Origin of the sequence: Prochlorococcus marinus XMU1411 (genome assembly GCF_017696075.1) — a bacterium.
Lineage (GTDB): Bacteria > Cyanobacteriota > Cyanobacteriia > PCC-6307 > Cyanobiaceae > Prochlorococcus_A > Prochlorococcus_A marinus_V.
Genome location: NZ_JAAORI010000003.1, coordinates 241,750 through 255,009, shown reverse-complemented (window position 1 = coordinate 255,009; position 13,260 = coordinate 241,750). Strand labels below are relative to the sequence as shown.

At 30.2% G+C, this 13,260-nt stretch carries 11 protein-coding genes; 7 read left to right on the top strand and 4 right to left on the bottom strand.

Annotated features, from left to right (window positions below):
- Window positions 1-9: 9 nt before the first annotated feature.
- From HA145_RS03105 to HA145_RS03090, 4 genes are all read left to right on the top strand, one after another.
- On the top strand, window positions 10-1,047 hold the full coding sequence (locus HA145_RS03105) for a glucokinase (protein WP_209127802.1): 1,038 nt from the start codon (window positions 10-12) through the stop codon (window positions 1,045-1,047).
- Between the two features lie 5 nt (window positions 1,048-1,052).
- Window positions 1,053-2,000, top strand: coding sequence for a homoserine kinase (gene thrB, locus HA145_RS03100; protein ID WP_209127801.1), 948 nt, complete (start codon window positions 1,053-1,055; stop codon window positions 1,998-2,000).
- A 79-nt stretch (window positions 2,001-2,079) separates the two neighbouring features.
- A complete protein-coding gene (locus tag HA145_RS03095; RefSeq protein ID WP_209127800.1) occupies window positions 2,080-3,621 on the top strand; it encodes an NAD(P)H-quinone oxidoreductase subunit 4 in 1,542 nt (513 codons plus the stop codon).
- Window positions 3,622-3,633: 12 nt separating this feature from the next.
- On the top strand, window positions 3,634-5,721 hold the full coding sequence (locus HA145_RS03090) for a M3 family metallopeptidase (RefSeq protein WP_209127799.1): 2,088 nt from the start codon (window positions 3,634-3,636) through the stop codon (window positions 5,719-5,721).
- On the opposite strand, the gene HA145_RS03085 is transcribed toward HA145_RS03090, so the two are convergent.
- The 4 genes from HA145_RS03085 to HA145_RS03070 all read right to left on the bottom strand — a co-directional run bounded on the left by HA145_RS03085 (window position 5,714) and on the right by HA145_RS03070 (window position 11,961).
- Entirely contained in the window at window positions 5,714-6,307 is a 594-nt protein-coding gene (locus HA145_RS03085) for an esterase/lipase family protein (protein ID WP_209127798.1), read from the bottom strand. The two genes, HA145_RS03090 and HA145_RS03085, sit on opposite strands and share 8 nt — an antisense overlap.
- 5 nt (window positions 6,308-6,312) lie before the next feature.
- Window positions 6,313-6,675, bottom strand: a complete 363-nt coding sequence (gene folB / locus HA145_RS03080; protein ID WP_209127797.1) for a dihydroneopterin aldolase — start codon at window positions 6,673-6,675, stop codon at window positions 6,313-6,315.
- A gap of 12 nt (window positions 6,676-6,687) precedes the next feature.
- On the bottom strand, window positions 6,688-7,998 hold the full coding sequence (locus HA145_RS03075) for a glutamate-5-semialdehyde dehydrogenase (protein WP_209127796.1): 1,311 nt from the start codon (window positions 7,996-7,998) through the stop codon (window positions 6,688-6,690).
- Window positions 7,999-8,064: 66 nt separating this feature from the next.
- Window positions 8,065-11,961, bottom strand: a complete 3,897-nt coding sequence (locus HA145_RS03070; RefSeq protein WP_209128297.1) for a translocation/assembly module TamB domain-containing protein — start codon at window positions 11,959-11,961, stop codon at window positions 8,065-8,067.
- A gap of 115 nt (window positions 11,962-12,076) precedes the next feature.
- On the opposite strand from HA145_RS03070, the gene HA145_RS03065 reads away from it, so the two are divergent.
- Genes HA145_RS03065 through HA145_RS03055 form a run of 3 tightly spaced genes read left to right on the top strand, consistent with a single transcriptional unit; the run spans window position 12,077 to window position 13,258 of the window.
- Complete coding sequence (locus HA145_RS03065) at window positions 12,077-12,520, top strand: DUF2518 family protein (protein WP_209127795.1); 444 nt, start codon at window positions 12,077-12,079, stop codon at window positions 12,518-12,520.
- Between the two features lie 11 nt (window positions 12,521-12,531).
- Complete coding sequence (locus HA145_RS03060; protein ID WP_209127794.1) at window positions 12,532-12,939, top strand: DUF4332 domain-containing protein; 408 nt, start codon at window positions 12,532-12,534, stop codon at window positions 12,937-12,939.
- Between the two features lie 52 nt (window positions 12,940-12,991).
- Window positions 12,992-13,258, top strand: coding sequence for a hypothetical protein (locus tag HA145_RS03055; protein ID WP_209127793.1), 267 nt, complete (start codon window positions 12,992-12,994; stop codon window positions 13,256-13,258).
- Window positions 13,259-13,260 lie beyond the last annotated feature (2 nt).

The following is a 13,260-nucleotide window of genomic DNA, read 5'->3' as shown; positions in this document are numbered from 1 at the left end:
TTTAAATATATGAATTTTCTCGCTTGTGATTTAGGAGGGACGAAGGTTCTATTGGGAATATACAAAAAAGATGTAAATGGTAATTCTCCCAATTTAATCTTAAAAAAGAAATATATTTCTTCTGAATGGGCCTCTTTTGAATTAATACTTGAAGATTTTCTCAAAAATGAATGCCGAAACTTTAATTATCCTTCCTCAGCTTGTTTCGCTGTGGCGGGTCCTATATCTAATGACAACGCAAATATTATTAATTTATCGTGGAATATTTCTGGGAAAGATTTAAAAAATAAGTTCAATTTCAAAAGTTGTGAGCTAATAAATGATTTTGCAGTGCAAATTTATGGAATACCTTTTTTAAAAAAAAGTCAATATTCCATAATCCAAAATGGATCAACCTCTCAAGGAGCTAACAAAGATTTACATGCCATTGTTGGAGCTGGGACTGGTTTAGGTATCGCTAGAGGAATAATATCAGGCAGTAACGTAATAGTTTTATCTAGCGAAGGTGGACATGTCGAATACTCGCCGAAATCAAAATCAGAATGGGAACTAAAGATTTGGCTCAAAAATTATCTAAATGTTGAAAGGATATCTTGTGAAAGAATTATTAGCGGTACTGGTTTGTCAAGAATAGCCGAGTGGAGACTTAGCAAATCTGATGCTAAATACCATCCTCTACAAAAATATTTCAAAGGAATTAATATTTCCGATGCCTTGAGAAAAGAACTACCAGAAAAAATTTGTTCTCTTTCGAACGAGGGTGATCAGTTAATGATTGAAGCTGAGAATATATGGTTAAATGCTTATGCTTCTTTATTGGGAGATGTTGCTCTTCAAGAACTATGCTTTGGAGGTTTGTGGATCTCTGGAGGAACCGCACCAAAACATTTCAAAAACTTTAAATCGAATTTATTTATGAAACAATTTTTTGATAAAGGAAGATTAAAAGATATTCTTAGAACTATACCTTTGAAAGTAATTTTAGATGAAGAATTTGGACTCTTTAGTGCAGCCTGCAGGGCAAAAATGCTTTTAAAAACAAAATAACAAAAATGTCTATTCCTGAAGTAGGTAAAAAAATAAGAGTAACAGTACCTTCCACAACTGCTAATTTAGGACCTGGGTTCGACTGCCTTGGAGCAGCATTAGATCTATATAATGAATTTATTTTTACAAGAATTGAAGGTGGTGGAGATAGATTTGATTTAATAATGGAAAGTACAGATGGCAATCATTTAAGAGGAGGACCTGAAAACTTAGTTTTTAGAGCGGCTCAGAAGGTATGGGAAAGTGCAAAAATGAATCCTTTTGCACTTGAAGCAAGAGTTAAGTTGGCCGTACCACCTGCCCGAGGACTTGGAAGTAGTGCTACAGCAATAGTTGCTGGACTAATTGGAGCAAATGCAATAATGAACTCCCCATTGTCCAAAGAAAAACTCCTAGAACTTGCCATTGACATAGAAGGTCATCCTGACAATGTAGTCCCTTCTCTATTAGGGGGGCTTTGCTTGACAGCCCGTTCTTCTTCTCAAAGATGGAGAATCATACGATGTGATTGGCACGACTCCATTAAAGCGGTTGTAGCAATACCTGCTATTCGTTTGAGCACAAGTGAAGCAAGAAAGGTTATGCCTAAAAATGTACCAATATCTGATGCAGTGACAAATATGGGGGCACTTACTTTATTACTAAATGGATTAAAAGCAGGAAATGATGAACTAATAAGAGAAGGAATGTTTGATAAGTTACATGAACCTTACAGATGGAAACTTATTAAGGGAGGACTTGAAGTCAAAGATGCTGCACTAAAAGCGGGGGCTTTCGGATGCGCAATTAGTGGAGCTGGACCAAGTATCTTGGCTTTGTGTAAAAAGGAAAATGGCAAATCTGTCAGTCAAGCGATGGTAAAAGCATGGGAAAAGTCAGGTGTAGCAAGTAGAGCACCATTCTTAAACGTTCAAACAACAGGCAGTCAATTTAGCACTATGCCTACTAAGTAGTTTTACTTAGGCATTTTTAATGTTATAGTCTCAAGCTAGTACAACTTCAACTAGAATAAAAAAATTATTCATTCCATAAATGAATTTAGAATCTTTTCCATGGCTATCTTCTATCGTTTTACTGCCTCTAATTGGAGCATTAATAATGCCTTTCTTGAGTTCGAGAGAAGGAGAAGATAATACACTCCCTAGAAATATCTCATTAAGTTTTTTATTTATAGATTTCCTACTAATTATTGGAGTGCTTTTCCAAAAATTTAACCCTTCATATAGCTCTTTGCAACTTATAGAAAGAGCTGCTTGGTTACCATCCATAGGCTTAGAGTGGTCACTTGGCGTGGATGGATTATCTGCTCCATTAGTAGCTTTGAGTGGGTTAATTACATTTTTATCAGCTGCCGCAAGTTGGAAAATAAAGAAAAAATCTAATTTATATTTTGCTCTTTTATTAATTCAAGCATCAGCTCAAGCACTAGTTTTCCTCTCTCAAGATTTCTTATTATTTTTCTTAGCTTGGGAACTTGAGTTAGTTCCCGTATACCTACTTATTGCAATTTGGGGAGGGAAAAAGAAATTATATGCTGCAACTAAATTTATTCTTTATACAGCTTTAGCATCTTTATTAATACTCATTAGCGGATTAGCACTTGCCTTGAGTGGTGATACCTTTACTTTAAATATTACTGATTTAACCAATAAACACGTAACAGGTAGCCTAGCATTATTATCCTATCTAGGATTTTTAATTGGTTTTGGAGTCAAACTTCCTATTTTTCCTCTTCATACTTGGTTACCCGATGCGCATGGTGAGGCTAATGCCCCTGTATCAATGTTACTTGCCGGAATACTTCTAAAAATGGGAGGCTATGCTCTCTTAAGATTCAATGTACAAATATTACCTGAAGTACATCTGCAAATTGCACCTGCATTAATTATTCTTGGGATCATTAATATAATTTACGGAGCACTAAATGCATTCGCACAAGATAATGTTAAAAGGAGAATTGCATGTAGCTCAGTAAGTCATATGGGCTTTGTTCTCTTAGGAATTGGAGCCGTGGATGCATTGGGCATAAGTGGAGCCATGCTTCAAATGATTAGCCACGGGCTTATTGCAGCTGCTATGTTTTTTGTTACAGGCTCATTCTATGAAAGAACAAACACTCTTTCCATCCCAAATATGGGAGGTTTAGCAAAGGTTTTGCCAATAACTTTTGCATTTTTCTTAGCAAGTTCTCTAGCTTCCCTCGCATTGCCTGGCATGAGCGGTTTTATTAGTGAAATAACTGTATTTCTAGGCATAACTAGTCAGGAGGGCTTCAGCTCTCTCTTCAGATCAATAACAATCCTAATAGCAGCTATTGGTCTAGTACTAACACCAATATATCTACTATCCATGTGTAGAAGAGTATTCTTTGGCCCTAGAATTCCTGCACTAGCAACGGTTAAAGAAATGAATGGTAGAGAATTAACGATTGGTTTCAGTTTATTATTGCCTACTTTAGTAATAGGTTTTTGGCCGAAAATCGCCATAAATTTATACGAATCTTCCACCAATGCTCTCAGTCAGCAGCTTACTTTAGCTAAGTTAATAGGATTAATCCCAAATTTAGTTAATTAAATTTTTTTATAAATGGATACATCAATTTTTAAATATGGAGAATTACCAGAATTTAAAAAATTTACTCCCGAAAACATAAGTAAACAATTTCCAGTAGTACTAGAGAAGATAGACAAAGACTTTAAAAACATAGAGAAAAATTTATCTAATTATTTGATTCAAAATGATTTAAATTGGGATAAGGTAATAAATCCATTAAATGAAGTCAATGAAATTCTTAGATGGAGTTGGGGTGTAATAAGTCATCTAAATGCTGTAAATAATTCTGAAAGTCTTAGAGATATTTATTCAAAATTTCTTCCAGAGATTATTAGCTTGAGTAATAAATTTGGACAAAGTAAAATAATTTACAATTGTTTAGTCAAACTTAAAGATACGAATAACTTTGATCAAATCAAGGAAAGAATTTTAGATAAGGAAATTCTTGAGATGCAGCATAGAGGAATTTCACTGCAAACAAATGATCAAGAAGAATTCAATAAAATTTCAGAAAAGCTTGGAAAACTTTCAACAGACTTCAGCAACAATGTTCTTGATGCCACTAACAAATGGTTTTTAATATTAAATAAAAAATCTGAAGTTGATGGTCTTCCTGAACGAGTTCTTGAATTGATGGCAATTTCTGCACACAATCAGTCAAAAAAAGATGAAGAAGTTGATATTAAAAATGGTCCTTGGAAATTAAGTCTAGATATTCCAACTTATACTTCATTTATGACATATTCCACCGACCGTAACCTTAGAGAAAAACTATATAAGGCATTCGTTGGGAGAGCTTCTAAAGGAGAAAATAATAATTCTCAAATTATAGAAGAGATATTATCTCTTAGAACTAAACAGGCTAATCTTCTCGGTTATAAAAATTGGGCAGAACTAAGTTTGTCAACGAAAATGGCGAAAGAAATTAAAAATGTTGAGAAGCTTTTAGAAGAATTGAGAGAACCAGCATTCAAAACCGCAAAAATCGAATTAGAAACGCTCGATAAGTTCTCTAAAGCTAATGGTTTTCCAAAATCGCAGAATATTGAGCCATGGGATATTAGTTATTGGTCTGAACTGCTTAGAAAGGAAAAGCTGAATTTGGATCAGGAGTCTTTGAGACCTTGGTTCCCACTAAGTGATGTTTTGAAAGGTTTATTTAAATTAAGTGAGAAGCTTTTTGAAATTAAAGTAGTGGAGGCAACTGACAAGGCGCCACTATGGAATGATGAAGTTTTATTTTTTAATATCCTTAACAAAGAAGATAACAAAATAGCATCTTTTTACCTTGATCCATATTCTCGGCCTGAATCAAAGAGAGGAGGGGCTTGGATGGATGAATGTTTGAATAAAAATAATGTTGGCAAAAAGACACTTCCTGTAGCTTATCTTGTTTGTAATCAGACTCCACCTTCAAAAGATAAACCTAGTTTGATGAGTTTTGAAGAAGTTCAGACACTCTTCCATGAATTTGGTCATGGTCTTCAACACATGCTTACTACTGTAAATCTTCCTCAAGCAGCTGGCATCAATAATGTTGAATGGGATGCGGTCGAACTTCCAAGTCAATTTATGGAAAACTGGTGTTTCCATAAAAATACACTTATGAATATTGCTAATCACTATAAAACAGGAGAAAAATTATCCGATGAGAATTTTGAGAAGCTCCTAAAGAATAGAACTTTTAATTGTGGTATGGCTACTCTTAGACAACTACATTTTGCAATTACAGACCTCAGATTACACAGTAATATTGATAAAAACCAAGGCAAAACAGCAGACGAAATAAGAAGAGAAATTGCAAAACAAACTACTGTTATTGAACCAATTCAAGAAGATCAATTTCTTTGTTGTTTTAGTCACATATTTGCAGGAGGATATTCTGCAGGATATTACTCCTATAAGTGGGCTGAAGTTCTAAGTGCCGATGCCTTTTCAATGTTCGAAGAGGCTGATCTAGAAAATCCTGAAAATTTAAAGTCAATAGGCAAGAAATTTAAAGATACAATACTTAGCTTAGGTGGAAGCTTACCTCCATTAGACATATTCAAACTATTCAGGGGAAGAAAACCACAAACAGATTCCTTAATAAGACACTTAGGTCTTTCTGGAGCTAATTGATAATTTCATTGATTATTTTGTAAATCGCAGATTTATTTCTCACAAGATTTCTATGTTTATATACTTTTACTGATATTTTCTTTCCAAAATTTAAATTAGTCCACCAGCTTGGGAATACCATTAGGTCCCAATAAGTAAAGAAATTTATACACTCGATACCATCAAGAAAAAAATCATTATTTGCAAGCTCTTTCAAAAACTCACTATTTATTTTCATTTCTGATATTCCTCTAAAAGGGTAACTAGGTATTAATTGAGCCATCAATGTTCCTTTGTGAGGGGAGCCTATAGATATGAATCTTCTTGTTCTTTTATATCCTTTAAATTTTTGAAGCCAGTACCTACCAATTATTCCTCCCATAGAAAATCCTAAAATATCTATTTCTTTTTCTAAACCGTATTTGTCTAAAATTAATTCGTTTAATATTATTGTTAGATCAATAATTGAAGTCATTCCATATGAATGCTTAAGAGTTGGGGCAAAATATTCAATTCCAATATTATCAAGTTTTGAGGTAATAGAAGAAAAAATACTTGAAGTATTCCAAAGACCATGAATCAATATAATGGGATTTCTTTTTTCCAATACTTTTAATTATTTTCAAGAATTCTTACTATTGAAACCTTCCCATCGAAACCTGTTATTGGAGGATTGCATTTTGTCAAAATAATTTTAATTTTAGAAAGATTAAATTCTTCATCAATGATTTCTAAAATTGCGTTTGAATACTTTTCGATTGTAAAACAATATATTTTTTTAGATTGATCTTTTAAAATTTGAACTAATTTAGAATAGTCAACTGTTTTTTTTATATCATCATTTACTGTACAATTTTCAAAATCAGTCCACAAAAATATATCTAAACTAAATAGTTGACCTAATTCCCTTTCTTCATCAAGAACGCCAACCCTAGCCCAAAGTTTAATATTCTCAATTTTTAAGAAAGTTTCCATCTTTAAAAATTTTTAAAGATCTTTATGTGTAAATATAGACTTTCCGGATGAAAAATCATCAACTATATTCCCATCGCCTTTCAGAAAATATTTATAAGTTACCAAACCTTCTAGACCTACAGGTCCCCTTGGTGGAAGTAATTGGGTAGATATACCAACTTCAGCTCCGAATCCATATCTAAAGCCATCGGCAAACCTTGTAGAGCAATTATGAAAAACACCTGCACTATCAACTAAATTCATAAATTTATTGGCAGTAATTGAATTTTCAGTAATTATTCCATCTGTATGTTTTGAACTATATTTTTGAATATGTGTGATTGCTTCCTCCATATTATCAACAATTTTTATCGATAAAATTAAATCCAAATATTCAGTTTGCCAATCTTCTAAACTAGCCTCATACTTTAAACCTAATTCGACTGATCTCTTATCCCCAATTAATTTAACATCATTGCCTTGAAACAAAGGTATAGCCTTTTCTAGAAAAGTTGATGCAATATCTTTATGGACTAATAAAGTTTCGATAGCATTACATGCTGCAGGATATTGAATCTTGCTATCCAAAGCGACTGATAAAGCCATCTCTACATTTGCCTCAATATCTATAAACAAATGGCAAATTCCATCAGCATGGCCTAGCACTGGAATTCTTGTATTCTCCTGAATAAATTTGACTAATTCATTACTTCCTCTTGGAATTATTAAATTAATGTATTTCTCAAGATTTAACATCGCCATGCTATCTTTTCTGCTTGTTAGTAAACATATTGCATTTGAATCAAGACCTGATTCCCATAAACCCTTTTGTAAGGCATTGACTATTGCAGTGTTTGTTAAATTAGCTTCACTACCACCTTTTAGTATTACTCCATTACCTGATCTTATTGCTAAAGAACTAATCTGCATCACGGCATCAGGTCTTGATTCAAAAATAACCCCTAACACTCCAATGGGTACAGTTTTTCTTTCTAAGATCAATCCCTTTGAAAGCTCTCTTTTTATTTGAACTTGATTTACAGGATCAGCCAAGTCTCCAACTTTTCTCACTCCTTCAATTCCCGAATTTAATTTTTCTGGGGATAACTTTAATCTTGAGAGCAAAGCCTTTGAAATTCCTTTCTTTTCTGCTGTTTTATAGTCCCTGCTATTAGCCTCTAATATTTCTTTTGAATTTTTTTCTAGATAATCAGCCATAAAATTTAAGGCTTTAATTCGATTTTGATTTTCAGCTTGACTTGTTTTTATTGATGCCAAACGAACTTTATCAGCTTTTTCTATAAGATCATTACCAGGTTGAGGGACTTCAAAGATATTAGCCATAATAATTTTTAGTTAATTTAATAATAATTCAAATCAACGATTCTTTAAAGTAAATTTATTTCTGAGTTAATATCTAAAAAATAATTGAATTTGACTTTTCCAATCCCCATTGGAATCATAAGAACCTAATAATTCTAAGTTTGGATTGGCCTGAAAAGTCAAAATTCCTAAAGGTGAAATATCATCTCTACCTGGAACCGTTTGAAAGGAAAAATTTATCGCATCAGTAATATCAAGCCCTAGTTCGGCTACCCAAGCTTGAGAAGAAAATTCCTCATTAGAGGATGATTGACCATCATTTTCTATATCTAAATTTTCATTGGAAAAAATATTATTTAAGGAATCATTATTTTCTATTAAAGCTGGATATAAAGATAACTGAAATCTTTCACTAAAAGCATCAGCATTATTAAGTTGGGAAATAAATGCCCTATTTATTAAATTTGCTGAATTACCTCCAATTAAACCAATTATTTGTGATCTGTTATAACTTGGCGTGCTCCTTAATTGAATTCTTTTATTTTCATCTGCAAAAGATAATTGATCCAAAAATCCTTCATAAGAAGCTTCAATTTTAATAAGCCTTGAATTACCAATACCAAATGATCCAAAACCACTAGAAGTCTCATTTACATCAAGATCACCTGAGATATTTAAATCCTCATTATTTTCACTTATAGGTATTATAGAATCTGGAACTTTACTAACCAGAGAAAAATTAATAAATGGAACAACGCCACTTCTTGATGCAAACAAAATATAGTTATCTTTATTTTTATCAAGTTTAAATGGAGTAGTATAAAGATTAGCTATACCTTTTTTAAGATAAATTAGACCTCTGGCATTTAAATCTTTACCTACCTTTCCGTTTATATTAAGGTCTAATTTGGTATCTAAATAAGCTTGAACTATTTCTGAATATTGAAGTTTAAAATCTGGACCAAGTTTTAATTTAAGATTATTAAAACTTAAATTATCCAAATAATTAGGCAAAGTTTCTCCCAAAAGAACTGAATTCAAAATTGTTTCATTTGAAATTATCTCAATATTTTCATTATTATTCCAATAGAGTTCTGGCCAATCTTTTTTATCCTCTTTTCGTATAAGATTATTTTCTTTTTTAATATTTTGATTGGTGCTATTAAAATTAATAAATCCATTATTAAAAGATAGAGAACCTCCCAAAACAGGACTTTCAAATGATCCACTTAAATCAATATCTGAATCTATTAAAAAATTAAAATTATCTTTCTTTAAAGTAAATCTATTCGTTATCAAATTAATTTCTGATTTCTCGGAATCGTTCCTACCATAAAAAGGCAAAGACCCTTTTATAAAAATCTTTCCAGAATCTTCAGAATTTGCTTTTAGATTATTGATCTCTAAAGAATCAAAATCAAAAATTATTGTGCTATTAATGTCTTCTATTATATTGTTGAAAAAATCAATTTCAGAATCTTTAATTACGAGAAATCCATTTAAGATAGGTTTTTCTAAGGTTCCTTTTAGAATCATTCTAAGATTCACATCACCTTTTTTAAAGGTAAAGTATTCATCAGCAAAAATATCTATTAACTCAATAAATTTTCCATTTCCAATTAATCTAAGATCTAATTTATCTGATTTATTTATAGGTATTGATCCTTCAATATTAATTGGAATTTCTGAGTCATTTATTAATACTGAAAAATCAATATCAAAAATAGAATTTTTAAACTCAATTAGTCCTTTATCAAATACTATTTTTTTATTTTTTATTGATGAATTATTGGAAGCAATTTCACTTGAGAAAGATTTTGTATCCATATCATAAAATAAATTAATATCCAACCCTCCCATAAAATCTCTTGATTGATTTAAAAAAATATTTGCAGTACTCAATGGTAGTTTTTTAATTCTTAAAGAACCTTTACCCCTTAATAATCCTCCTTTTAAATCAATAGAAAATTCTTCTTTTTTATTTTTGTAATCATCTTTAGAAGTATCAAGATAGCCATTTAATTCTGCATTTATTTTATAGTTGCCTGGTTTATCGCCCTCAATAGATACTTCTGCATTATATCTACTATTGAATTTATTAAAATATTTTTGCAAGTTAAACTTTTCATCTTTTGCTTTATTATTTTCAATAAAGTTATTTATAAAATCAATCTTCTCTTTAAACGAATTGTTATCTTTATTTATTTCAAAATCATCCAAGATATTTAATCTACTTGTTTGACTAAATTTTTTATTATCAAAATTCAAAATGTCAATAGCGGTCTGTATTGTCCAAATAGTACTAGTATTAATAAAATCTAAATTAATTTTATTATTAGCATTTGAGTTATACTCTGCTTCAATTATTCCTCCATCAATTGGATAAAATGATGAGCTTATATTAAAAGAATTCTCATTAAAGTTAAAATCAAATAAGGAATTATCTAGCTCTATATTTCTATATTTACCTAAACTCCAAGCCAGTCTGCCATCAAGATAGGACTGGTCTAAAGATATTGATCCAGAACCATTAATAATTCCTTCAATTCTATCGAATTGATTGTTTCTTATAGATAATTCAAGTTCATCAAGAGGAAATTTATTAGCTCTCCAAATATAACTATTATTCTCCTTAAATAATTCTATGTTTCCTTTATTAGAATTAAAAATTCTACTAAAAGATAAATTATCTAATTTAAGATCATAATCAAACTTTATAGAAAGAAATGAAGGAATTGGAGAGTATCTGTTTTTCATATTTAAAACAAATTTATCATTTTTATTTTTAATATCCCCCTCCCATATTTCTCTAATACGGACACCTTTAAAGTGTGGATAATCAACATTAAAGTTTATCGAAATATCAGGATCAGTAATTCTTCCTTTTAATTCTCCTCTAGCAGTAATAAAGCCCCTTATATCATTCTTTCTGAAAATATTTAAATTAGATAATTGAGTTCTATTTATTTTAAAACTAGTATCTATATCACCAAAATTAATACCTCTTCTATCCAACCAATAGGGAATATTACCAGATAATTTGATATCTGGATTTAGGCTATTAATATATCCAATACTTCCTTTTAGATCGATATTATTAGAACTTTTATTAAATGGGACATTTAGATAAAAATTCGAAGTCAAAGTTCCATAATTTAATTTTTCTGAATTACCAATTAAATTATTATCTTTACAGAAAAAACTAGTTGAATCTGAATTTATATTTTCTGAGAAAGCTTCCGATTGTATTTTTAAGTTAGTAAAAGAAAATCTTCCTTTGCAAAATGTTTTATTTGGTAATTTATTAAATTTAAAGTTAGATTTAAAGTTACCTTTTTTAAAACTAATTTTTCTATTACCAATAATATATTCAGAACTCTCAAGATCTAAACCCCTAGAAAATAAATCCAGTTTTAAAAAGTCTTGATTTAATTTTGTATTAAATTTAAATTTTAAAAAACCTTTTTCATCAAAATTTGATTTTATATTTGCAATAATTTGTCTATTACTTGACTTGTAGATAAAATTACCTTTTACTTTCGTTTTTAATCCTGCCTTTTTAAAATTAAGGACTGAATATTTATTTAAATTAAAGTTCAATTCATATTTCAATTTTGATTTTTTTGTACTTCTATCTTTTTTATAAGGTTTATCCCTTTTAAAAAAATCTCTATCGATATTAATTGCAGTTTGCTCAGGACTTATTTTTACTATCCATTTTTGTTTTAAAAGAGAGCTAAAAGGCATAATGCCCACATATACATTTTTAGATTTAATTACAGAATCTGTATCTTTTTTATCATTAATTTTTGAATTACCTAAAGAAAAACCTAGAAATCTAATCCCGACATAATCACCCAATTCAACATTTTTATTTAAAAGATTCTCAATACTTTCTTCTAATTCTAATTTCCTAGAACTATAAGTTTCTTTTAAAAAATTATTTAATAAAAAAGTCCCTAAAAAACCTAAGGGGAAAAGCATCCCTACTAAAAGAATCTTAGTATTTAAATTTAGAGATCTAATTTTTTTCAAGTTAGAGCCCGAAAATAGAGTAGGCTTACAAAATATAAGAAATTAATCAGGTCAAAGCCACTAAATGTCTTTTTTTGAACTATTAGAGAACACACCCAAAATTTTTGGATTCTTTGGAGTATTTCTTTTTATTTGCACCATAGCAGCTTTTATATTTAATTTTGGCTTTAAATTTCGAATAATAGGAGCAACCATTTTCTCATTATTACTTTCTTTAAGCAGTTGGGCATTTATACAAAGTTATACTGAAAAAGTAATAATAGAAGATGCAAAATATGTTCCAATTGTTTATGACAATGGTTTCGATTTGATTATTGCTAAAGCAGATAATGATTTCCCAGAAGAGTCTATTGAACCAACTCTAAAACAATTATCGGAAAACTTAAGGAAAGGTAGCAGATCTGGTGCGAATGTAAAAATAAAGATAAGGAAACTTGAAAAAATTTCAGATGGTGTAAGCAAGCCATTAGTTATAGGAGAGGTTCAGAAGAATGTCAAGATGAATTAGTTTGTAAAATAATGGAAATCAAAACCTTTTTAGATTTTTTACCAAATAACTTTAGACATGAAAAATCTTTTTTTATTCAAAATAATCTAACTGACTTTGAAAAACTAAGTAATCTTTCTGACCTTGACATAAATGAGATTCTAAGAAAATCTTCGCTATGTACGTTGAATAATCTAAAGAAAATTAGGGCTATAGCTATTTTTCAAAAAGAAATTGGAATTGCTCCACCGAAAGCATATTTACTTTTACATTGCGGTATATCTTCTGTTAAATCATTAGCACTTTCTACTCCTTACGAATTAGAACGCAAAATTGGCAGATTAGAAAGAACTCTTAGAATAAAAACCGAGACAGGCACAACTTTTACTCTCTTAAAAGAATGGATTAAAAAAGCTGGTCAAATCTACAAATCTATTTGAAATCTTGGATAAAAAAATTTTTTAATGTAGAATTTAAAAAAAGTTAGTAATAATGAAACCTTTATTATTTTTGTTATTTTTGTTTTTCAACTCTTTGTATCCTGTTTTTAGTCAATCTAACTTGTTAGAAAGTGTAAAAAAGAATCCAAATGAAGCTAGAAATTTATGTAATAAGTTAAGAGAGTTTAATTCAAAAGGTATTTCAGCTAGTTCAGATAAAGCTATAGAATATATATCAAACAAACAAAAGTTAACTCCTGTTAACGCAGAGATCTTTTCAATTTACGTCATTGGACTGCATTGTCCGGACATTATCTAAAG